The sequence below is a fragment of the Nonomuraea sp. NPDC048881 genome, from assembly GCF_040649795.1.
In the GTDB taxonomy this organism is placed as follows: Bacteria; Actinomycetota; Actinomycetes; order Streptosporangiales; family Streptosporangiaceae; genus Nonomuraea.
Genome location: NZ_JBEZGC010000014.1, coordinates 84,730 through 107,731, shown reverse-complemented (window position 1 = coordinate 107,731; position 23,002 = coordinate 84,730). Strand labels below are relative to the sequence as shown.

The 23,002-nt window shown below is 69.3% G+C and carries 17 protein-coding genes; 12 read left to right on the top strand and 5 right to left on the bottom strand.

Translation table 11 applies throughout. The features are described 5' to 3' along the window. Nucleotides 1–289: 289 nt before the first annotated feature. The 5 genes from AB0C33_RS37490 (at nt 290) to AB0C33_RS37470 (ending at nt 8,655) form a co-directional block, all read left to right on the top strand. Nucleotides 290–2,197, top strand: coding sequence for a TOMM precursor leader peptide-binding protein (locus tag AB0C33_RS37490; protein ID WP_358296509.1), 1,908 nt, complete (start codon nt 290–292; stop codon nt 2,195–2,197). 18 nt (nt 2,198–2,215) lie between these two features. Next, the gene (locus AB0C33_RS37485; protein ID WP_358296506.1) at nt 2,216–3,718 is read left to right on the top strand and encodes a SagB family peptide dehydrogenase; all 1,503 of its coding nucleotides are present in this window, start codon (nt 2,216–2,218) and stop codon (nt 3,716–3,718) included. Nucleotides 3,719–3,732: 14 nt separating this feature from the next. Next, complete coding sequence (locus tag AB0C33_RS37480) at nt 3,733–6,447, top strand: lantibiotic dehydratase (RefSeq protein WP_358296503.1); 2,715 nt, start codon at nt 3,733–3,735, stop codon at nt 6,445–6,447. Further along, nucleotides 6,440–7,462 (top strand): lantibiotic dehydratase C-terminal domain-containing protein, encoded by a 1,023-nt coding sequence (locus AB0C33_RS37475; protein ID WP_358296500.1) that lies wholly within the window; start codon nt 6,440–6,442, stop codon nt 7,460–7,462. The genes AB0C33_RS37480 and AB0C33_RS37475 overlap by 8 nt, the downstream gene beginning before the upstream one ends. A 104-nt stretch (nt 7,463–7,566) precedes the next feature. Beyond that, the gene (locus AB0C33_RS37470) at nt 7,567–8,655 is read left to right on the top strand and encodes a M50 family metallopeptidase (protein ID WP_358296497.1); all 1,089 of its coding nucleotides are present in this window, start codon (nt 7,567–7,569) and stop codon (nt 8,653–8,655) included. Nucleotides 8,656–8,668: 13 nt separating this feature from the next. Here the strand turns inward: AB0C33_RS37470 and AB0C33_RS37465 are convergent, their stop codons facing one another. Continuing rightward, nucleotides 8,669–9,424 (bottom strand): AfsR/SARP family transcriptional regulator, encoded by a 756-nt coding sequence (locus tag AB0C33_RS37465; protein WP_358296810.1) that lies wholly within the window; start codon nt 9,422–9,424, stop codon nt 8,669–8,671. Nucleotides 9,425–10,137: 713 nt separating this feature from the next. Here AB0C33_RS37465 and AB0C33_RS37460 point away from each other — a divergent pair. The 3 genes from AB0C33_RS37460 to AB0C33_RS37450 are packed head-to-tail and all read left to right on the top strand — an operon-like array spanning nt 10,138 to nt 16,571. After that, nucleotides 10,138–10,521, top strand: coding sequence for a YbaB/EbfC family nucleoid-associated protein (locus AB0C33_RS37460; protein WP_358296495.1), 384 nt, complete (start codon nt 10,138–10,140; stop codon nt 10,519–10,521). Next, nucleotides 10,518–10,838: a hypothetical protein gene (locus tag AB0C33_RS37455; RefSeq protein WP_358296493.1), complete on the top strand. Its 321-nt coding sequence runs from the start codon at nt 10,518–10,520 to the stop codon at nt 10,836–10,838. The genes AB0C33_RS37460 and AB0C33_RS37455 overlap by 4 nt, the downstream gene beginning before the upstream one ends. Before the next feature lie 6 nt (nt 10,839–10,844). Beyond that, nucleotides 10,845–16,571, top strand: a complete 5,727-nt coding sequence (locus tag AB0C33_RS37450) for a hypothetical protein (RefSeq protein WP_358296491.1) — start codon at nt 10,845–10,847, stop codon at nt 16,569–16,571. A gap of 8 nt (nt 16,572–16,579) precedes the next feature. Here AB0C33_RS37450 and AB0C33_RS37445 read toward each other — a convergent pair whose 3' ends face one another. Then, entirely contained in the window at nt 16,580–17,491 is a 912-nt protein-coding gene (locus AB0C33_RS37445) for a LysR substrate-binding domain-containing protein (protein WP_358296488.1), read from the bottom strand. Nucleotides 17,492–17,720: 229 nt separating this feature from the next. Between AB0C33_RS37445 and AB0C33_RS37440 the strand changes: the two genes are divergently transcribed. Both AB0C33_RS37440 and AB0C33_RS37435 read left to right on the top strand, forming a co-directional pair. Then, a complete protein-coding gene (locus AB0C33_RS37440; RefSeq protein ID WP_358296486.1) occupies nt 17,721–19,481 on the top strand; it encodes an adenine deaminase C-terminal domain-containing protein in 1,761 nt (586 codons plus the stop codon). A 75-nt stretch (nt 19,482–19,556) separates the two neighbouring features. Next, the gene (locus AB0C33_RS37435; protein WP_358296484.1) at nt 19,557–20,225 is read left to right on the top strand and encodes a DUF6198 family protein; all 669 of its coding nucleotides are present in this window, start codon (nt 19,557–19,559) and stop codon (nt 20,223–20,225) included. On the opposite strand, the gene AB0C33_RS37430 is transcribed toward AB0C33_RS37435, so the two are convergent. Next, nucleotides 20,189–20,800 carry a hypothetical protein gene (locus tag AB0C33_RS37430; protein ID WP_358296482.1) on the bottom strand — a complete coding sequence of 204 codons (612 nt, stop codon included), beginning with the start codon at nt 20,798–20,800 and terminating at the stop codon, nt 20,189–20,191. The two genes, AB0C33_RS37435 and AB0C33_RS37430, sit on opposite strands and share 37 nt — an antisense overlap. Before the next feature lie 130 nt (nt 20,801–20,930). On the opposite strand from AB0C33_RS37430, the gene AB0C33_RS37425 reads away from it, so the two are divergent. After that, nucleotides 20,931–21,491 carry an RNA polymerase sigma factor gene (locus AB0C33_RS37425; protein ID WP_358296479.1) on the top strand — a complete coding sequence of 187 codons (561 nt, stop codon included), beginning with the start codon at nt 20,931–20,933 and terminating at the stop codon, nt 21,489–21,491. Nucleotides 21,492–21,511: 20 nt separating this feature from the next. Beyond that, a complete protein-coding gene (locus AB0C33_RS37420) occupies nt 21,512–22,168 on the top strand; it encodes a hypothetical protein (protein WP_358296477.1) in 657 nt (218 codons plus the stop codon). 51 nt (nt 22,169–22,219) lie between these two features. Here AB0C33_RS37420 and AB0C33_RS37415 read toward each other — a convergent pair whose 3' ends face one another. Both AB0C33_RS37415 and AB0C33_RS37410 read right to left on the bottom strand, forming a co-directional pair. Continuing rightward, on the bottom strand, nt 22,220–22,354 hold the full coding sequence (locus tag AB0C33_RS37415; protein WP_358296475.1) for an ATP-binding protein: 135 nt from the start codon (nt 22,352–22,354) through the stop codon (nt 22,220–22,222). Between the two features lie 145 nt (nt 22,355–22,499). Continuing rightward, a complete protein-coding gene (locus AB0C33_RS37410) occupies nt 22,500–22,961 on the bottom strand; it encodes a HAMP domain-containing protein (RefSeq protein WP_358296472.1) in 462 nt (153 codons plus the stop codon). Between the last annotated feature and the right edge of the window lie 41 nt (nt 22,962–23,002).

Below are 23,002 nucleotides of genomic sequence, written 5' to 3'. Positions count from 1 at the left end.
GCATGACCCGCAACAACCTGGCGGTCGAACTCATGGCTCTCGAAAGCGAGACCTTCGAGATCACCACACAGAGCGAGTTGGGTGAGGATCTCGCGGCCTGGTGCTCATCCAGTTGCAGCACCACGAGCTGCTGCAGTTGTAGCTGTTCGAGCTGCTGTTCGACGACCAGCTGCAGCAGCTGTCAGAGCACCGGCCAGTAGGTGAGCTGACGATCAGTCCCGTCACAGTCCGTAGGCCGGCAGCGTCGGTCTCCGGCCTACGGACGCCCCGCGATGGAGGGTGAATCAGAATGACGGTCGATTCCGCGAACCGGACTCCGCTTGCGGACGCCTGCGCGGAGCTGGAGCTCTACCTGCGCGAAAGGCTCGCAGCCGACATCCGCGTCTCGGCGCTCGGCATGACGAACGCGCTCTCGGAGGAGGTCGAGGAGCCCGCGGCGGGCCTGCCCGTGCACCTCGTCGACCGCTGGGCGCTCGTCGGTCCCGCCAGGTCCGCGAGCGGACAGCCGTGTGGGACGTGTCTGGCACGGCGCTGGCAGGCGTTGCGATCCGACGAGGAGCGCCGCGTCCTGGAAGAGGGATACGGCCCGACCCGTGCGATCGCGCGGTCGCCGTACTTGACGGGATTCGCCATCGACGCCTTGGCGGACGTGTGCGATCTCATGCTGCGGCGGAAGGTTCCGGAGCGGCCGGGACGGGGGACGGTTCGCCAGCTCGCGCTGGACACCCTGGAGGTGACCGGCTACCCGCTCATCGCCGACTCGACCTGCCCCGCATGCTCGACCCCGCAGGTGGACAGCAGTGCGCGGGCCGTACCAGTGCTGGTCTCCCGTCCGAAACCTGACGTTGACGCCTACCGGCTCCAGCGGCCGCTGGACTTCGACATCGATCTGCGCGCCTACGCGAACCCGGTCTGCGGGGCGCTGGGGCTCGGCGCCTTCCCCGCGTTCGAGAGCAGCACGACGGCGCCGGTCACCGGGGCGATGCGCATGCGGGGTCTGTTCGGCTTCCATGAGTTCTTCTGGAGCGGTCACGCCAACCGCTTTGACGAGAGCGGAATCCTCGGCGTGATGGAGGGGCTTGAGCGGCACGCCGGCCTCTGGGCGCGGGACCTCGCGCTGCCCGCGGTGGGCTCGTTCGCCGACTTCAGAGGTGAGGCCCTGGATCCTCGCGAGGTCGGCGTCTACTCCGACGACACCTACGCGACGTCACGGATCCACGTCCCGTTCCGCGAGGACGCGGTCATGCGGTGGGTGTGGGGATACTCCCTGCGTGACGAGCGGCCGATCCGGGTGCCCGAACAGCTCGTCTATTACGGCACGGGCTTCCTCGGCGGCAAAGAGACCTTCGTGATGGACTGCTCCAACGGCTGCGCAGGCGGTGGCAGCCTTGAAGAGGCCACGCTGCACGGCATGCTGGAGCTGATCGAGCGCGACGCCTTCCTGCTCTGCTGGTACGGCAAGGCGGCTCTCACCGAGCTCGACCCGGGCACCTCGGCGGACCCCGAGGTGCGCATCATGATCGACCGCCTGGCGGCCGACGGGTACGAGGTGCGGCTCTTCGACAACCGGATCGACCTTCCCATTCCCGTGGTCACCGGGGTGGCGGTGCGTAAGGACGGCGGATTCGGCAGGCTCTGCTACGCCGCGGGCGCCGGACTGGATCCCGAGGACGCGGTGCGGGCCGCCCTGTGCGAGATCGCCTCCTACGTGCCCGGTTTCGACCTTCGCGTGGACAAGCATTTGGACGAGGCGCGGGCGATGGCGACCGACTACAACCTGGTCACCGAACTGCGCCAGCACGCGCTGCTGCACGGCTTGCCGGAGATGGCGGTGCATTCCGACTTCCTCCTCGGCAGGGACGAGCCGAAGCTGCCGATCGAGGAGGTCTACCGTGACTGGCAGCGGGTCAGGCCACGCAGCGGCGACCTCCTCGACGACGTGCGATACGTCCAGGACGCGCTGACCGCCGCCGGCTTCGACGTGATCATCGTGAACCAGACCAGCCCCGAGCAGCGGGCCGAGGGCCTGCACACGGTGTGTGTGATCGTCCCCGGGCTGCTGCCGATCGACTTCGGCTGGGCCAGGCAGCGGGTGCTGCATCTGCCAAGGACCCGAACGGCCTTCCGGCGTGCCGGATGGCTGTCGAGGGAGCTGAGTCCTGACGAACTGAACCGGGTGCCGCACCCGTTCCCGTGATCAGCAGGGAGGACATCGATGAGCGTTGCGCGCGAGTACGTGGAGTCCGTGATGCGCAGGGCCCGCGAGCCGATGGAGCCCGTCGGGTTCGCACCCGACTGGTCGGACCGGCCCGCACGGCACAAGCACTATCCGGGCACGTGGCGGATCCCCCTGCCGGACCAGGGCGACCCGCTGTCGGAGCTGCTCCAGCACTCCTACGGCCTGCTCAGCCGGCGGATGCGGCTGACCGGCAACCAGGACAGCTTCCTCATCCCTTGGCACGAGCATGCGACCTGGGCGCGAGGGACCGCTTCGGGCGGCGGGCTCTACCCGGTGGAGATCTATCTGGTGGCGGGCCCGAGCGGGACCGTCCCCGCGGGGATCTACCACTACGCCCAGCAGCACCACGCGCTGGACCGCCTCCTCAGCGGCGACCTGACCGCAGCCGTCAGGGCCGCGCTGCCGCACCACCCGGAGGTCGCCGAGACGGACTGCTTCGCGCTGCTGTCGGTGAAGTTCTGGAAGAACTCCTTCAAGTACAACTCCTTCAGCTACCACGTCGTCACGATGGATGTCGGCACCGTGCTCGGCACCTGGAGCATGTGGAGCAGGGACAACGGCCTGCCGCCGCTCAAGGCCGCGTTCTGGTTCGACGACCTCGCGATGAACGATCTGCTGGGTCTGGACACGGTCGATGAGAGCGTCTTCGCCGTGGTTCCGCTGCCCTGGGGGGATCCTCCGCCCGTTCTCGACCGGTCACCGGTGGAGCGCGGCGTGACCAGGACCGAGGTCGAGCACTCGCGGCGCGTCGTGCGCTTCCCGCAGCTCGAGAAGGTCCACATGGCCACGCTGGCCACGGATGACCGGGTGCCTGACCTGTCACGCCTGGGCCAGGCCGCGCCCCCCGCGCGGCCTGGCGCGGAGACGATCACCTTGCCCTGTTCCCGGCCGCCTGCCGTACCCGTGAAGGACGCGCTGAGGGCGAGGCGGTCGAGCTTCGGCGGCTTCGTCGCCAGCCCTCCCCTCAGCCTGCAGAGCGTGGGCGACGTGCTCTCCTGGGCCGCCGCGGTGCCACTGCCGTCGGAGGTGCCGAACCGGCTCACCAGGCTGGCACTGTTGGTGAACCACGTGGCCGGCCTGCGGCCGGGCGTCTACGACTACCAGCGGGACGAGCACCGGCTCAGCCTCGTGGGAGCTGATCCCGTCGGAGGCTTCCTCCAGCGGAACTACTTCCTCAACAACTACAACTTGGAGCAGGCGGCGGCGGTCATCGCCGTGATCGCGGATCCCGTGGCCGTCATCTCGGCGATCGGCGACCGCGGCTATCGGGTGACCAACGCGGAGGTGGGAGCCGTCACCCAGGCGGTATACGTCGCGTGCGCCGCGACGGGGCTCTCCTGCGGAGCCGTCCTCGGCTTCGACAACGTCGCTGTGGACGAGGTCCTGCGCACGTCACCGGACGAATGGCCACTGATTCTGATCATGATCGGCCGGGATCGGGGCTCCCCGCCCGACCTGGACTACCGCCTGACCCTCTGAACGTGGGAGTTGCCATGTCCGTCTCCGCACACATGTACAAATCCACCACCGACTGGGTGCTCCCCGGCTACTTCGTGTTCCGGCTCGCGGGAATGGAGGCCGCGCTCACCACCGGACTGCGCACCGGGCGATCCGTGGCCTGGGCCGACCAGATGATCGAGACAGAGCACGCCCTGTCCTCGGCCAAGGACGAGCTGGCCGATGCGCTTGGCGAGATCGTCAGCGCCCCCGCCATGGACGGACTCCGCCGTGAGCTGCTCGAACTGCGCAGGGATGTGTTCAACCTGCGGCTGCCGCACGAGGAGACCTGCCGGACGGTGACGAGCAGGCTTCCGACGGAGCTCGGCGGCGCGCTGGCCGGCTGGGTGGCCCTGCGCCGCGACCACGAGGCGCGCTTGCGCCAGGGCAGTGCCATCCTCGACGCAGAACTGGCCGAGGGCCGCGAACACCTCCGGCTCCTGGCGGAACACCCCCGGCTGCGCACCGGCATCCTGCTCGCCTCTCCCTCGCTCGACGCCTCGATGAGCCGCTACCTCAAGACGGCCGGCGCGAAGCTCGACAAGCGCTCACGCAGGATCGAGCGATCCCTGCTCGAATACGTCTACCGGACCGCCTGCAAGACCAGCCCGTTCAGCACGCTCACGGCGGTCGCCCTCGGCCACTTCGAACCCGGGCCGGGCGGGATCCTCACGATGGTGGGACCGCCGGACGAGTGGATCAGCCATACGCGGTTGAATCTCGCGATCCTGGCCCGGATCAGCGAGGCCGTACTCGCCGACCCCGGCATGGTCGACGACCTGCCGGTACGGCTGACAACCGGGCTGCGCGCCGACCACGAACGCGTGCGGTACGTGCGGCGGGAACAGATCTTCGGCGACGATGACGAGGCCGTCACCCTCGACACCGTCCAGGAGAGCCTGTTCTACCTGCCGGGACACGAGATCCTCTCCGACGTCCTGGACGTCCTGGCGGACGCGGCGACCCTCCGGCTCGGCGAGCTTCGCGACCGCCTCACCACCAGAGGCAAGGCCCGCGACGAGGTCGAGGCATACCTGGCCCATCTGCTGCGACTCGGGCTGCTCGTGACGCCATCGCTGCACGTCGACATCCACGAAGCGGATCCCGTGGGCGGCTTCACCCAGCGGCTGCGCGCGCTCGATCGCCCGTGGGCCGACGCATTCGCCGGAAAGCTGGACGTGGTTTCCGGCGCGGTCGGCCGCTACGCCGACGCGGAGCTGCCCGAGCGGAGGTCACTGCTCGACTCGATCCGCACCGCCCTCGCCGACGACCCAGCGCCCGTCCGCGCGCCGAGAACCCTCCTCTACGAGGACGTCACCGTCGGCCCCGCGCGGATCACCGCCGACCCGGCCGTCTGGGAGCGGCTGCTCACCCCCGCCCTCCAGAGCCTCTGCCGCATCCTGCCGATCTTCGACGTGATGCTGCCGCAGCGCCTCATGCTCAGAGCCTTCTTTCAGGCGAGGTACGGCACGGCAGGCCGCTGCGACGACGTGCCCGCGTTCCTGCACGAGTTCCAGCACGACTTCTTCGAGCACTACCAGAGCACCGCCATGCGCAGGCTCGAATTCGACGACGACAACGACTACGTGGACCAGCCCAATCTGCTGAACATCCCGGAACTGACCGCACTCGACGATGCCCGCAGGGAACTGATCCGGCAGATGCGATCCCGCTACCGAGGGCTCCCGCCCGGCGCGGAGGAACTCGTCCTCGACGAGGACTTCATCGATGCCGTCGCAGCCAGAGTCCCCCCGACCGGTGGATCACTCGAACCACGCTGCTTCTTCCTCCAGATCGGCCAGGACGCCGGCGGCCGGCCGCTGGCGGTGCTCAACCGCGCCTACAGCGGGCTGACGCTCCAGTTCTCCCGGTTCGGGCACTGCCTGGCGCAAGGTGACGCGGGGCTCATCGACGGGCTGCGCGCCCACCTGGCGGCCATCTGCCCGGCCGACGCGGTGTTCGCCGAAGTCAAGGGCGGATACGAGACGACGAACCTGAACCTGCACGCACCGGTCACACCGTACGAGATCGTCGGGCCTGGGGATCTGAGCTTCCGGCCGGAGCACGAACAGGTGCCGATGGACGACCTGTTCATCGAGGATTCCGCCGACGGGCGGCTCAAGCTGCGATCTCGCCGCCTCGGCCGCGAGGTGATCCCGGTCTATCTGGGCTTCCTGCTGCCACTCGCCCTGCCCGAGATGCAGCGGCTGCTGCTCACCTTCTCCTACACGACGATGGCCAGGATCGACATGTGGGGCGGGACGGACGAGCCGCTCGGCGACGCCTCGATCGGCGGTCACCCCCGGCTGAGTCATGGGAACCTCGTCATCCAACGGCGGCTCTGGAAGACCAGGACCGACCGGCTGCCACGACCGGCGCAGGATCGCGGCGACGCTGACCACTTCCTGGACTGGGTCCGTTGGCATCGGGAGAACGGCCTGCCGCGCCGGGTCTTCGTCACCGCGAGCCAATCCGCCGGCAACGGTGACGATCCTCCGGTTCTCGCATCGGGCAAGCCACAGTTCATCGACTTCGACAGTCACTTCTCACTGATGCTGCTCGACGACATCGTGAGAACCGCCGGAGAGCGGGTCGTCTTCACCGAGATGCTGCCCGACCTGGAGAACCTGTGGCCGTACGCCGGCGGGGGCGCGTACGTCAGCGAACTGACCGTGGAAATGGACGGAGTGCGAGGGGAAAACCGTGACTGAATGGCTGCCGATGCACATCTTCTACGCGGGCAACCCTAATCCGCTCCTGGCGGAATGCGTCGCGCCCATGACCGCGGAACTGCGCCGGCGAGGACTCGTCCAGCGCTATTTCTTCATCAGGTACTGGCAGGAAGGGCCGCATGTCCGCCTGCGCCTTCTGCCGAGCTCCGCCGAGTTCGCCGACGAAGTGCGCACGTTCGCGGAGTCCGCCGTGAACGCGTTCCTGGCCAGAAGGCCGGCCCTGTTCAAGGTGGACCCGGACCAGGTGAACGACTATCACAAGGACATGTTCGTCGCCGAGTACGGCGAGCAGGCCTGGGACGAGCAGTACGGCGAGGCCGGGATGCCACTGCGAGAGAACAACTCGTTCGCCTATCTTCCCTACGAGCCGGAATACGACAGGTACGGTGGCCCGTCCGGCGTGCGCTTGGCCGAATGGCACTTCGAGCAGTCGAGCGACCTCGTCCTGCGCCTGGTGGCCGAGATGAACGTGCACGTCAGGACCGTGATGTTCGGCCTGTCGGCACAGGTCGGCCTCATCCTCAGCCACTCCTTCCGGCCGACGCCCGACAGCCTGGCCTGGTTCCTGGAGCACTACCACGAGTTCTGGTCGACCACCTATCCCAGCCCGCGAGGTGACCTCACCCCCGACTGGGACAAGCTCTATGACAAGTCCTCGAACACGCTCGTCCCGCGGACCGCCGCGATCCTTGAGGCGATGCGGCCAGATGGGCGGCAGCAACTGGCGGACTTCCTCCAGTCCTGGGCCGCGCACTGCGCCGAGCTCAGGGACCGGGTCGTGGATCTCAGCCGGCGCGGCGAGCTGATCTTCAGATCTCCGGACGTCCCCGGGGCCAGAGTGCCTGTGACTGATCCCGACCTCGCGTTGGGCATCCTGCTCAGCGGCTATCTCCACATGACCAACAACCGGCTGGGCGTGAGCGTTCACGACGAGGCCTACCTGGCTTACGTGATGCGTCGCGCCGTCCTCGACGCGTACGGCGCCAGGGCATGATCCGGCCCAGGCTCAGATCGGATGTCGTCCTCGGGCCCCCGCTGGTTCAGGGCGCCCGCGTCGTACATTTCGTCAAGGACCGCAAAGGCGGCTGGTATTTCCAGATGGGGCCGAAGGAGGCCTTCATCCTGTCCAGGCTGGACGGGACGAGGTCGCCGGTCGAGATCGGTGAGGAGTACGCCGAGGAGTTCGGCAAGCGGCTGGGCGACGAGCACTGGGCAAGGATCTTCACGCTCCTCGGCAACCGCAGGCTCCTTGCCGGCATGGAGGACGCCGAACCGCCGGCGGCACCCGCCCGCCCGGCCCGCACCGTGCTGAAGGCCAGATGGCCGCTCGTCGATCCCGACCGGCTGCTGTCCGGGATGGAACGGCGGCTCCGCTGGATCTTCTCGCCACTGCTGATCCTGCCGCTGTCGGCGGTCCTGGTGATGCTGCTGAGCTGGGTCGCCACCAGAGTGCCCACGCTCTACGCGGAGGCGACCGGCGCGTGGCACACCCCCATGATGGTGGCGGTGTTCGCCGTGAGCTGGGGGACCTTGGCGTTGCACGAGCTCGCGCACGGGCTGACCTGCAAGCATTTCGGGGGGCACGCTCCCGAGATCGGGGTGATCTGGCGGTTTCCGCTGCTCGCGCCGTACTGCAAGGCCGACGACATGGTCCTGTTCGAGCGCAGGGGCGCCCGGGTGCTCACCTCGTTCGCCGGGATCTTCACCAGCCTGCTGGTGCTCGTCCCCATGTGGGCCGTCTACCCCCTTCTCCCTCATGGCAACGAGGTGCGGGGGGCGATCGCATCGGTACTCCTGTTCGGCAGCGCCACCACACTGCTCAACCTGGTGCCCTTCCTCCAACTGGACGGGTACTTCATGCTCAACCACGCGCTCGGCATGGTGAACCTGCGCGAGGAGAGCTACCGCTATCTGCTGATGGAGGCGAAGGCCATGCTCCGGCGAGGGCAGCGGATCGACTACCCGCGGCGTACGCGATTGATCTACCTGGCCTACGGTCTGTCCTCGGTCCTGTTCGGACTCGGCCTGGCCGCGGCCTTGCTGACATCCTGGTTCAGCGTCCTCAGCGGGTACGTCGGCGGCCTGTCGGCCGCTCTCATTCTCGGCGCCGAGGCCGGCGTCGTGGTCCTCGTCATGAGGTACCTCCGCAGCCGAAGGATGCGCGACCGCAGACCCCCGGCTGAATGAGCCCCCGCGCAGGTCAGAGCTGGGCGGAGATTCTCGCATCTCTCGGCGGGGGCTCGGCGGATTCGAGAATGGCCTGATGCAGGCGGCGCAACCGCACGTTGGGTTCGACGCGCGCCTTACGCTTCACCTCGCCGCGCAGGCGCCTGAAGGTGGCCAGCGCCTCAGTCTGCCGCCCGCACCGGTACAGCGCGATCATCAACATCTCCGCCACGCGCTCGTGCAGCGGGTTGGACATCGCCAAGTCCATCAGATCGGCCATGGCCTCGGTGTGCCGCCCGGCCGCCAAATCCGCGTCCAGGCAGTCGACCAGCACCTCGGTGCGATACTCGTGCATCCGTATCCGCTGCATCGCTGCGAACGGACCGGGCACGCCGTTCAACGGCGTGCCCCGCCACATGGCCAGCGCCTGCCGCAGGATCCGCACCGCGCGCTGCCAGTCGCCCTGAGTGCGCTCCTGCCGCCCCGTGAGCACCAGCTGGTGGAACGTGTCCATGTCCAACTGGTCCTCGCCGACGGACATCTGGTAGGCGCCCGGCATCGACTGGATCACCTCAGCCTCCGGCTGGTCCGTGGCGGCCGCGAGCGCCTTGCGCAGCCGGTGCACGTAGCACGCGATGACGCGGTGCCCGCCGTCGGGCGGCTGATCCCCCCAGACGCACTCCAGCAACGTCGTGGTGCTGACCGCCTGGTTGGCATGAAGGAGCAGAACGGCGAGAACGGCCTGCTGCCGCTTGCCGCCCAGATCCAGAACGCGTTCCCCGGCGTACACCTGCAACGGGCCCAGTAAAGAGAAAATAAGAGGTCGGCTCATCATCAGTCCTCGGCTCGGCGGTCTTGACTTCCCAAGAAAAGCCACTTCCGCTGCTCGGCCCGGAAGGCTCGGCTGACATATAGCGTTATATCAGCGTCTATATTTTCTCTACACGGCCATATTAGTTCACACCAATTCAATTGCAATTGGGGATTGATCTGCCTGCTGATACTAGTTGGTCATCCTGCGAGAGGTCACGAAGCGCCGGACTCGCCCCACCCTTCCACCGGGCCGACTTCCTTCCGGAAAAGACAGTGGACGATCCGACGCTCTGGGCGGGAAAGGACGAGAGCCCCTGCGGCGCCCTGGCGGCCGCCGCCCTGCTGTCCCAGAGCGTGCTGCCACTCGTACCGTCGGTGACGTGACAGGAAGCCTGGCCGCCGTACAGCCGCCCCGCCTCCAACCGTGGCAGATCGACTGGCTCAGGGCGGCGGCAGAGGAGGGCCGTTCACGACCTCGCCGCCGAGGTTCACCCCTGTGTTGGGCCGGCAGGGACGTTGCAGGAGGCGGGCCCGGGGGTGAATGCCTGCCTTTGTACGGTACGGCGGACGTTACTCAGACACCCCGTGACACCTTTGTTAACAGAAGGTAAACGATCCGGACACCCCTAATCGTGTAAAAAAGGGTGTCGTATGATGCCTTGCGGTATTAGGCGGGTGAAAGGTGCTTCTGTGGCGGACGCGTTCGAGGCGGAGGTCAGTGCGCTCGCGGGCGAGATCAACCAGCAGGTGGCCCGCGTACGCGAAGCGTTCGGCGAGCTCTCCGCCCTGGAGCACACGGCACGGTCGGCGGACGGGATGGTGACCGTGACCGTCGGCCGCCACGGTCAGTTGCGCGGCGTCGAGCTGAACCCTCGGGCCTATCGCACCCTGTCCCCCACCCAACTGGCCGACGCCATCATGCAGCAGGCCAACGCGGCCACCGCCGCGGTCTCCGAGCAGAGCAGGCAGCTGCTGGACCCCCTCATGCCGGACGGCCTGCCCTACGAGGACGTCTTCGGGGAGCGGGCCACGCTCGACGCGTTCTTCCCCGGCCCCGTGGAGCCGGCCCCGTGAGCGACTCCAGCGGCTACAGCGGCTACTACGTGCAGCGGGAGGCGCTGTACCGGGAGGCCAGGACGTACGAGCTGTTCGCGGGGAACGTCGAGCAGGTGCGCGCCGACCTCCGCGCGGCCTTCAACCGGGACCGGAACACGCTCGGCGACGACGAGTACGGCGCGGAGCTGGCCAAGAAGCTGCCCGAGATGGAACGCGGCATCTTCGACGCCCTGACGGCGTTCATCGACGAGCTTGAGAACGTCGCCTTGGGGCTCAACGCCAGCGCCCGTAACTACAAGACGGCGGAGCCCCCTCCCGCCGTCACGCGGAACTGATCGTCCATGGGGTTCGACGGGTTCCTGGTGCCCGACTTCGCCAAGCCGTACGTCGGCTGGGTGGTCGGCATGGACTGGCCGGAGGGTGACGAGACCGGCTGCTTCCGGCTGGCCGACGCGTGCGTGATCGCCGCGCACCGGATCGTCGAGGGCACCCGCGCCGACCTGCCGGGCAGCGCGCGCAGGATCGGCAAGGACTGGGACGGGGAGGCTCACCTCGCCTTCGCCGCCCACGTCGACAAGGTGGCGGGCGGTCAGGTCGCCCTCGCGGTCAAGCGGCTCGTGGACGCCGCGGTGGCGCTCAACGGCGTGGGCGTGCAGATCCAGTACGCCAAGTACATGATCGAGGTCACCGTCTGGCTGCTGATCATGCAGCTGGGGTATCTGCTGGCCGCGGCCCTGGCCACCGGCGGGGCGAGTCTGGCGCTCATTCCACCGCGGTTGCAGCTCGCCCGGCTGACGGTCGGGCAGATCGCCCGGCAGTGCCGGCGCAACATCCTGCTGTTCGCCGGGATCGTGGCCGGCATGGACCTGGGCATCCAGGGCACCCAGATGTTGCAGGGCCGCAGGGACGACATCGATGTCCGGCAACTCGTGATCTCGGCGGTGAGCGGCGGCGTCATGGGCGGGCTCATGGGGGTGGCCTCGGGCGGGCTGAGCCGTCTGGCCACGCCCACGCTGCGGGCCGGGCTGACCAGGGCCGAGATGTCCACGGCCGAGAAGCTGCTGGCGGCGGCGCACTCGTCGTTGTACGGCCAGGCCGCGCAGTTCGCCGTGACCGGCGGCATCACGACGGCCGGCTCCATGCTGGCCCAGGGCAACTTCAGCTGGGACCTGCTGGCCAAGGGCATCACGTCCAGCGCGCTCGGCGCGGACGGCCAGCACCTGGCCTCGCCGCTGCCGCACGGCGCCGACGGCCCGTCCGCGTCCCACTCGTCCTCTTCGTCCGGGCATCCGCTGTCCGGCCCGGACGGCGGGAACGGGCACGGGCCCAAGACCGGCGCCGACACGCTCCTGGCAGCGGTGAACCACAACCAGCGGACCATCGAGTCCCCCGCCTGGCACAGCCCCGACCTGCCGTCGGAGGTGCTTCAGGGGCTGACGTCCCATCTGGCGTCCGCCGACCCGGGACTGCCGAAGCCGGAGATCCATCCGCCTCGCGTCGTCGAGATGGGAGCCCTGGGCGAGACGGCCGTGCACGACGTCAGGGTGCCGGTGGACCCGAGGGCGGCGGCGCACGCCATGACCGCCGGGATCACGGGGATCGTCCCGCGGGAACGAGCCGTGATCCGCCTCTGGCTGGCGGAGGCGCTCGCCAGCAGCGACCGCGAGGTCTGGACCAACCACCTCCAAAGGGGCGTGGCGCTCGGCGTCGGCGACAAGGTGATCTACCTCAAGCTCCGGCCGAACGAGTTCACGCACGTGGAACAGCCGAGTCTGCCTCCGGAGAAGCCGGTCGCCTTCGGCGGGGACGGCGTGGAGGGCAAGTCCTCGCGGGGCTCCTCGCTGGATCGGACCGCGGGGCTGATGAAGGGGCTCTACCACTCGCCGGACGAGGCCGAGGCGAACGCCCTGCCCCGTTCGGGCGTCACCAGCACGGCCCGGACGACCCACACGAACGGCGTGGAGGTCATCAGCGGGCACAAGGCCATCTCCCCCGCCCATGACTACTTCGCCGCGGACATCGTCCTCGACGTCTACCGCGACGGCGAGCGGGTCACGCAGACCGCGGCGGTGCCGGACCTCTCGCTGACCATCCCCTTCCCCAAGCAGTTCACCCGGGAAGGGCCGCTGCTGAGCACCGACCACCCGTCGCCGCTCCCCCGCCACGAGGTGCCGGAGGGGGCGGGGCACAAGTTCCGTGACCACGGGATCGCGATCACCGGGCTGGACGTCACGCCTCTCGTGCTGGAGGTGCAGCGCCGGGGGCTGGCGGCGGGGCTGCCCGCGGGCGAGGTGGTCAAGATCACTGACCATCTCACCTCCACCCTGCTCAGCGAGCAGGGGATGAAGAACCGCAGCCAGTCGATGTTGTCGAGCGGGGTCTCCTCCGAGGCGATCCGGTACAAGACGTCGCTGCTGCGGTCGGAGGAGGACTCCGTCCGGATCAGCGGCGAGATCACGCGGGTCGAGCCGATCGACGGAAGCGGGCGCGCGCCGGTCGAGACGATGTTCCGGGACGACCTGGGGCGGCGCGAGAGCGAGGGCACCTCGCACCGGCAGGGCGCGAGCGTCGGCGTCCACGCGGGCGGCAAGATCGGGTTGCCGCTGGGCGAGCACGCTGAGGTCGTCGCGCGGGCCGTCGGCGGGGTCGGCTACGGGACGGACCACGTCACCTCCACCAACCGGGCGCACGGCAACCACACCGTCCTGACCAGGCTCGGTGACGTCACCATGTACGACGCCCGGATGCGGCTGCAGGTCGAGACCGAAACGCTCGGCGCCTTCGAGGTGGAGGTGAACGCCGAGCTGATCGTCCCGACGCGCGACGCGTCCCGGATGGAGCAGGACGTCTTCGGGCACGATCTCCGCCCGCTGGGCGAGTTCAACGACATCCAGCGCAAGCTCGCCGACCTCCACCGGGAGATCGACGACGTGGGGACGGAGTTCGCGCTGACCGAACCGGTCGGCGAGTACCCGGCCAGGGGCGAGCACCCCAACCGCGGCTACGACCCGCACGTCCTGGAGCCGGAGACGCTCGCCGCCGGTCGGGGCACCGGGCTCGGCAGCGGCGTCCGGGTCCACGGGGAGACGCTGCTCAGCGCGGAGCTCCGCCAGGCCGTCGACCGGGCGCTGCCCGACCTCCCGCCGGAGATCAGACGGCAGGTCGTGCGGGACCTGGAGAGCCGCTTCGGCGCCGTGGCGCTGGAAGCCGACCTGACGCACGCCCTCCACGGCATCAGGTACGACAGGACGATCGGCGGCTACACCATCGAGATCCTGGCCGAGGGCACGCTGGGCCGGCGGCACGAGGTCGGCGCGTCCGACCTGACGGTCAACGAACGCCGGATCACCTCGCGCACCGACACCAGCCAGCGGGAGAGCTCCCGCACGGGCCGTGCGGAGGTGCGTGGGGTCGCGCGCCTCGACGTGACGGAACGGCTCAAGATCGACCCGGTCAACCTGTCGCTCACCGGGAGCGGCACGAAGTCGGAGAGCACCGGCTTCTCCTCGGGTCACACCCGGTACGACCGCACGGAGACCAGCGGCGGCTTCACGATCACGCGGGATCTGTCCTTCGACGTCAGGATGAGGATCTCGCGGGACGGCACGGAGACGCTGAACACCTCGTGGGAGGTGCACGGCAGCAGGGCGGAGATCCTGGTACCGGACGTCCACCTGCCGCAGCGGCCGGTGCTCGCGCAGGACGTCGCGCATCTGGGACGGGTCGAGTCGACCACCGAGCGGCCCGCCGACCTGTGGCGGCCCGGCGCCGACGAGTTGTCGGCCATCGTCCGGATGGGGGCCATGCCCGACCTTCCCTCGACGCTGGCCGGGGCCTACAACCGGTGGGCGGGACTGCCGGCGGCCGCAGAGCGGCTGGACGTGCCGCCGGTGTTCGAGACCGCCACCGACGTGATCAACCTGGAGACCATGATCACGTCTCACCCCGACGGCCTGCACTACACCGTGTCGGACCGGGCGGGAACGCGGCACGACCTGCACGTCAAGGCCCATGTGGCCGAGGTGCGGCACGTCAAGTCGGAGACCGGGGTGGAGCACGAGAGCTACTCCAGCAGCAACTCCAGGGCGCTGGACGGCGAACGCGGCAGGCGTGCGGTCGGCGGCCACGCCAGGACCGGCCTGCGCGTCACCCTGAGCGACGGCGAGGCCGCGGGGGCCGCGCCCGGAGCCGGGGAAGCCGGCGGGACCGAGCGCAAGGTCGTGGCGCGAGCGGGGGTCCACGGCGCCGCCAAGCGCAGCGCCGTGGAGAGCTCCTACCTGGGCAGCAGCGACGTCTCGCGGGTCACCTACTCCGACGGCAGCACCTCCCACTGGTACCGCGCGGACCTGGTCCTGGAGGTCACCCCCAGCAGGACCAGCGGAGGAACGGTCGAGCAGGGCCCGACCACGTACGTCCGGGTGGCGGACATCGTGGACCTCGTGCTGCCCGACGAGGTGGCCCGCCGGCACGGGCTCGACGGCCCGCAGGCCGTGGAGCCCGTGCGTCCGGCCGGGGACACGACGCGGGCCTACGCGGCGCCCGAGGCGGCGTTGAACACCGCCTACGTCCAGCACCTCGACGCGGAGGGCGTGCTGCCGCAGATCGTGGAGCTGCTGCGCCGCGACGGCCTGCTCCTCCCCGGGCAGGAGCTCACGAACCACCCGGTGGCCGAGCACCTGCGCGGCAACTTCGGCCAGGACGCGCTCGGCACCAAACTGGGCGAGCTGCGCGGGAACGGCGTGTCCTCCTGGTTGTTCGTCACGGACGAGAACGGCCGGGTCACCGAACGCGTGGGCATCCGGGTCACGGCCGAGGTCGGCGACGGCGTACACGTCGGTGAGCGTCCTGACACCGGCCTCATGCTGCGCAACGAGCGCCTGAGCGGCGACCTGAGCGTGCGCGAGGCGGGGACGGACCGTGGCGCCGAGGCGATCGCCCGTTACATGGAGTCCTCGGGCGGCGAGCTCAGAGGAGGCGAGGCGGGGTTCGCGAACTCCCGCGACTCCCACACCGTGGACGGGGAGGGGACGATCGCGAAGGCGATCAACCGCTACCAGACGCGCGAGGCCCCGCAGGAGTTCAGGCATCCGGTCCGGTACGAGATCACGCTCGAACACGTCCCGGTCCGCCCGCTCCTGGAGCCCGTGCAGAACGTGGCCCGCAACGTGCTGCTCAAGGTGGGCGAGATGACCGGGCACGACGGCGCCGGAAGGCTGTTGGACCGGCACGCCGGGGTCACCGAGACGTCCCGGGCGGTCGTGGACGGCGAGGTCGGCGTCCTGGTGCCGGGCCACCTCACCACGGAGGTGCCGCAGGGCACGCCGGTCGCGGGGCGGACGCCGGTCGCCGCGGCGGATCCGCGCTGGGCGGACGCGACGGGGCCGAACCGCATGTCCGCCACCCTGGGCGACGGCGTGCCCAGGGGGGACGTCAGCCAGGTCGCGTTCCCGGCCGCGTCGCTGGTCGAGGAATGGGCGCCGCTGAGCGCGGTGCCGCCGAGGCTGCGGGGCGAGGTCCCGTCCCTGGCCGACCGGCCCGACGGGTTCGAGCTCTCCCGCCCGGCCGGCATGTCACTCGCCGAGGCCACCAAGGAACGGACCATGCGCGCCCACCTGGATCAGTTGCTCGCGCACGAGTACGAGATCCCGGGGATCGGCAGGGTGGGCATCGACGTCACCGGAGCCCGCGAGATCACCACCGCGCTGGTCAAGCAGCGTGTCTACGCCCAGACCATGAGCACGGTGGGGCACGGTCAGGAGCAGGGCCGGGGCGTGGCGGCCCGAGCGGGCGGCTCCGCCGGGGCGCAGGACGGGGGCCTCGGCTTCGGTGGCGTCGGCGGCAGCGTGAAGACGGCGGACGAGGCCGCGTCGCGGAACGCCAACATCGTCGAACGCAACTTCCTGGAGGAGACGCACGACAACACCTACCTTGAGCTGGATGTCTCCCTGGTGTTCTACGGCAAGGACAAGCCCCTGGCGGTGGACGTCCCCGGCGGCCTTCATCTCCGGCTCACCGCCGACGGACTCGCCGCCTTCGAGGCCGCGCACCCCGGCGTGATCGTCCGCTGACCGAGTCGTCACAGGGGTGGGTGGGCCACGGATTCCAGGGTTTGGATGATTTCTTCGGCGAACAGCAGGGCGGCGGGGCCGGGGCCGTGTTTCTCGCGGCGGACGAGCGACAGGATGTTGTTGCTGAAGGCGCGGTCGCGCACCGGGCGGAAGGCGAGGGTTCCGTTGTGGTGCTCCTCGGCCATGTCGAACCTGCTGAGAAAGGCGATGGCCTCCCCCGCGGCGGCCAGGCGTTTCATCGTCTCGATCGAATTGGTGTGGAAGGCGGGCTCGACCTTCAGGCCGGCCTCGGCGAAGGTGTCGGCGATGATGCCGTGGATCACCATCGAGCGGTCGGCGAAGATGAGCGGGTAGGCCGCGCACTGGGCCAGGGGGATGGATTCCAGGCGGGCCAGCGGGTGGGCCGGGGCGATGACCGCGCCGAGCCGGGTGTCCATCTGCCAGCACAGCTGGAGCTGCGGCGAGGACGGGACGTTGAACCCGAGGCCCAGGTCGGCCTCGCTGTCGGCCACCGCGCGGAGGATCTCGTGGGTGGACAGGGCGCGGATGGAGATGCGCACCTCGGGGTGGCGGGCGTGGAAGTTCACGGTGGCGGTGGAGACGATGCTGCTGGCCAGGCCGGTCATCGTGGCGATCACCACCTCGCCGCTCGGCAGTGACTGCAGGTCGCGGATCTCGGTCACGGCCTCGCGGTACTCCTGGAGCGTCCGGCGCACGTGGGCGAGGAGGACCTCGCCCGCCGGGGTGGGCCGCATGCCGCGCGGCAGGCGTTCGAACAGGGGCTCGCCGAGCTCTTCCTCAAGGAGCAGGATCTGCCGGTTGATGGCCGACGGGGCGACGTGGAGCCTGGCACCGGCGGCCCGGATGGAGCCGTACCGCGCCACCTCGTCGATGTAGTGCAGCACGCGTGAGTGGAGCATGGGGGCCTCCCTGGGCTGGACCGTGCGCAAAAAGAGTACAGTCCGTGCGAAAACGGCTGCTTGTCAGCAACGGTGCCGTGCCATTTCATAGCCACAGCGCGTACGAGCGACACGGCCACGGCGGCCCTGTGCTGAAACTCCGCGACCGGCTGCCGGCATCCCGGAGCCGCGTCCTCGGGTCTCGTTCCGCGAGCGGAATCCAACAGCCCAGCAATGAAGCGAGGAAATCATGCTCCAGCAGGAGAAGACGAGCCAGGCCGGTGGGGCGGACCGGGTCTCGGTCCACTACGACCACGTGCGGGCGGTCTTCGACATCCTGAGCGGGGAGAGGGAGGCAGATCTGCTGCTGCGCAACCTCAGCGTGCTGGATGTGCACAGCGAGAGCGTCTTCCAGGGTTCGATCCTCGTCTACAACGAGCGGATCATCGCGTTGAACCCGGACGAGTCGATCGTGCGGGTCCGCGAGGTGTTCGACGGCCAGGGCCTTTACGCGATCCCGGGGCTGATCGACGCGCACCTGCACTTCGACGCCCAGCTGGCCCACCCGGCGGCGTTCGGGGAGGCGATCGTCCCGAGCGGCACGACCACCATCTTCGCCGAGACCCTGGACTTCGCCAGCGCGGCCGGCGACGAGGCCGTCGAGGCCGCCGCGGCGTTGTTCAAGGACTACGAGAAGCTGCCCTACCGGATCTACGCCTTCGCGCCGGGCAAGAAGACGTCGGTCGAGGTCACCGACGCCATGCTGAAGATGGACCCGGTGATCGGGCTGGGCGAGCTCGCCCACCTGTCCTACATGACGGGCAACGAGGACGACTTCCGCAAGTCCGCCCTGGGCCGCGCCAACGGCGGCTTCGTGAACAGCCACTGGGGCGTGACGGCGCTGCCCGACATGCTGCTGAACTACATGCCGGCGATCGGCGCGCACAACAACCACGATGTCTGGAACGAGGACGACATCGAGAAGAGCATCCGGTACGGCTTCCAGACCCAGATCAAGTTCGGCGTCGGCAGCCCCGAGGTGATCAGGACCATGCTGCGCGCCATCGTCAAGCGCCGCTGGCCGGCCGAGAACTTCCAGATGTGCGCCGACAACATCTCGGTCGACCGGGTGCTGACCAAGGGGCACATCGACTGGGTGATCTCCCTGGCCGTCGAGATGGGCCTGAACCCGATCCAGGCGATCAAGATGGGCACGCTGTACTCCGCGCGCTCCTTCGGCATGGACCACGACTTCGGCTCCCTCGCTCCGGGCCGCTTCGCCGACATCGTGCTGACCGACAGCCTGTCGAAGATCAACCCGTTGTACGTGTTCAAGGGCGGCGAGCTGGTCGCCAAGGACCGCAAGCTCCTCAAGCCGGTCGATCTGGACTATTCGGTCATGGTGCAGGAGCCCCGGCCCGGCCTCGCCGGCCTGGCTCCCGAACAGCTCGACCTCACGCCCATCGAGATCTCCGACGACGGGAGCCGGGCGAAGGTCCTGCTCTTCGACGTCTACGGACGCGGCCACCTGAAGTTCTCCCAGGAGGTCTGGGTGCCGTTCGCGGACGGCGCCGTCGTACCCGAGGTGGACGGTGTCAGGCTGAACCGCATCTCCGTCGTCCAGCGGTACGCGGACGGCACCCGGCACGTCGTCAACGGGCTGTTCAAGGGGGTCTCGATCGACCGGGGCGCCGTGTCGACGTTCTGGCCCGCGCCCTTCGCCTACTTCGTGGTGGTCGGCAGCGACAGCGCCGAGATGTGCGACAACCTCAGGCAGCTCGACGCCTTCGTCGGCGGCTGCCTCGTCACCGAGGACGGGCAGGCGCGGGCCGCGCTGCCGCTCGACATCTACGGCGTGATGGCGGACATGAGCCTGGCCGAGCTGGTGGAGGCGACCCGGTCGATCGACGCCGCCCTGGAGAAGCTGGGCAACCACAACGAGGGCGAGCCGGTCGTCAACAAGCTCCTGACCCTGTTCATCTCACTCGACCGCTTCGGGTTCATGGTCTGAGCCGTGCTCTGAGAAGCGGGCACCACGTCGTCCGGCAGGCTCCGGCCGGAACAGCTAACAGCCAAGGAGGCAACTGTGCTACAGCATGAAAAAGAGGCCGGAGTCGTCGACACCGGAAGTCTGGTGCGGCGTTGGATCACCTACGGCGCCGGCATCTACCTGCTGACCCTGGGGGTCAGCCTGGCCATCAGGGCGGGGATCGGCATCTCGCCGCAGAGCAGCCTCACCCGGACGATGACCCTGGTCTTCCCCTCGATCAGCCAGGGGACCTTCAACTTCGCCCTTGAGCTGCTGATGTTGCTGCTGACCTATCTCGTCCTGCCGAAGGACTTCAAGCTCAGGAACTTCCTGTCGTTGATCCCGGCCCTGGTGCTGGCCACGTTCCTCGATCTGAACCTGATGCTGACGAGCTGGATCGCGCTGGACGCCTACGCCGCAAAGTTCGTCCTCCTGGTGGTCGCGGACGCGACGCTGGCGTTCGGCCTGTTCCTGATGATCCGGGCCAACCTGGTGCTCATGCCGGTCGACATGTTCGTCAACACGGTCTTCAAGCGCACCGGCTTCAAATGGGGCAACCTCAAGACGGGCTTCGACTGCACGCTGCTGGTGGTCTCCGCGGCGATCGGGCTGATCTTCCTGGGCGGCCCGCAGTTCATCCGCGAGGGGACCATCATCAACGGCATCCTCGTCGGGCAGTACATCAAGCTCTATTTCTTCCTGTTCAAGAAGTTCTCGCGGTCCTGAGCCCGGAGGCCCTCCAGGATCGGACGCCGCCGCGCGTCCGGGACGCCGGCGGCGTCCATCGCGCGGCGCAGCAGGCCGGGGTCGAAGCCGTGGGCGCGCAGGTGGCCGACGAGCGGGCCGTACCGGTCGGCGCGGTCGCGCAGGAGCTCGGTGGCCAGCCGGATCTCCAGCCGGACCGCCGGCACCTGGTGCGGACCGCACGCGACCAGGACGTGATGCCGCCACGGCCCTTCGCCGACGCATTCCAGGGCGTCCGAACCGGCCTGCCGCTCGACGGTGCTGAGCTCGACCTCCACCCCGTTCACCGCGAATCTGGCGAAGTACTGGTCGCTCCCCGGGATCCAGGCGGGGGCGTGGAGGCAGGGGAACGGCGCCAGGGCCGCGGCGAACGCGTGCAGCTCCGGCCGGCCGGGCATCAGGAGGTCGATGTCCCCGGCCGGCAGCGGGACGCCTTGGAGCAGCGCCGCGCCCGTGCCGCACAGGCGGTAGGGGACGGCGGCGCCCGCCGCGTCCAGGGTCATGGCCAACGCCGTGGTGACGTCCGCCCGGCTCAGTGATCTCTTTCCGTGGCCCATGCCGGGCAACGTAGCAAGACCGCGCCCCGCGTCGTCAGAGACGGCGCGGGGCGTCTGTTCTGTCGGCTCTCATAACGTTTTCTCGGCTACTGACCAAGAAGGGGTGTAATCGACGAAGGGAGCACGGCCGGTGCGTCGCAAACAGCCGGATATCGCCACAGATCCGGACGCTTTCGAAGCCTTCTACCGGCGCCACGTCGATGCGGTCACCTCGTTCCTCGCCCGCCGGGTCGATGATCCCCACACGGCCGCCGACCTGGTGGCGGAGGTGTTCATGGCGGTGCTCGACTCCGCCCACACCTACCGGCCCGGACGCGGCAGTGAGATCGCCTGGCTGTACGGCGTCGCGCGCAACACGCTCTCGGCCGAGCGGCGGCGGGCGTACAAGGAGTCGCGGCTGGTCGATCGCGTCGGCGGGCGACGGCATCTCGACTCCGACGACGTGGCCGAGCTCGTGGCGCGGATAGACGCCGAGAACCCGGCCAGGCGGGCCTTCCAGGCCATGGCCGGACTGCCCGACGGTGACCGCGCGATGCTCGAACTGGTCGTCATCGACCAGCTCACGATCAGCGAGGCCGCCACCGCCCTGGGCATCCGGCAGGGAGCCGCCCGAGCCAGGTTGCACCGCGCCCGCCACGCGCTCATGGACGTGCCGGAGATGGCTCCCTTCGTCATGGAAGGAATCCGATGAACTTCAAGGAGCACGTACTGATGGAACTGAAAGCCGAGATCGAGGCCCGCAACGGGGAACGGCGCCGGCGCACCAGGCGGCGCCTGCTCACCGGCGCGGCGGTGGCCGCCGTCGCGGCCGCCGCGGCGGTCGTGACGCCGTTCCTCAACGGCTCGGACGCCCCCGCCTACGCGCTCACCAAGAACACCGACGGCACGATCACGCTGCAGATCAACGAGTTCCGCGACCCCGGCCAGGTGGAGAAGGACCTGGCGGCGCTCGGCGTGCCCTCCGACGTCTCCTACCTCAAGCCCGGCACCCGCTGCGCCCCCGACCGCGCCCCGGCCGACGCCGGCCCGTCCTTCACCAAGGAAGAGCTCCAGAGCAAGGACCCCGCGGTCCGGAAGAGGATCAAGGAGGCGATCGAGAACAGCCCCAACGCGAAGACGTTCCGGATGGGCGGCGGCCAGGTACGGATCGACCCCAAGCGCATCAAGACGGGGCAGACCGCCGTCCTGGAGTTCACCGAGAACGGCGACCAGACCTCCGGCCCCGAGAAGCCCAGGGTGCTGTGGCAGTTCAGCGGCTTCCTGGTCGACGGGCCGGCCAAGCCCTGCAAGGTGATCGACGACCCGTCCTGGGACCAGATGCCCGACCCGAAGGAGCACCCGGAGGCGTACCCGCCGTCCGGCATGTGATCGCCCCCCGCAGGCGGCCCGCGCCCGGATCGGGGGCCGGGCCGGGCCGCCTCAGCGGCCGGGAAGGCTGATCGTCACGGACAGGCCGCCGCCCTCGCGCGGGGTCGCGGTCACCTCGCCGCCGTGGGCCTGGACGACCGCGCGGACGATCGACAGTCCGAGCCCCGAGCCGTTCGCCGAGTCCACCCGGTCGGCGTTGAGCCGACGTCCACCAGGTTCCCCACGGCGTGTTCCAGGAGGACGGGGTCGCCCGCCATGGTCGTGCCGCCGAGGCGGGAGACGACGGTCACACCGCGCTGGTCGGCGACGGGCGTCAGCTGCTCCACCGCCGTCAGCGCCACGTCGTCGATGTCCACCGGCTTGCGGCGCGCGAGCTCCCGTTCGCTCCTGGCCAGGAGAGCTGGTGGGAGGCGTTGGCGACGAAGCGGCGCTGGGAGTTGAAGGCGCTGTTGAGCCGGGTCAGCATCGAGTCGAAGGTGTCGGCCAGTTCCTTCAGCTCGTCGTCCGGGCCCTGGAGGTCGAGGCGCTGGTGGGCCAGCGTGCTCTCGGACAGCTTGCGGGCCGTCGCGGTCATCTTGGCGACGGGCCGCAACGCCCGGTCGGCGACCAGGTAGCCGAAGACGCGCAGCAGCAGGTAGCCGACGGTGAGCAGGAGCGTGCCGCCGACGAACAGCATGGATCCGTACGTGAGCGTCAGCCGGGCGCGGATGCCCAGCTTTCCGAACAGCGCCGCGGCCCTGCCGGGCGGAGCGTGGCCACCAGGGGTCCGGCCGGCATGGGACGGTGATCGCACGCTGTCTCCTTCCGCTGGAGACCTCATTCTGGGCGCCGCCC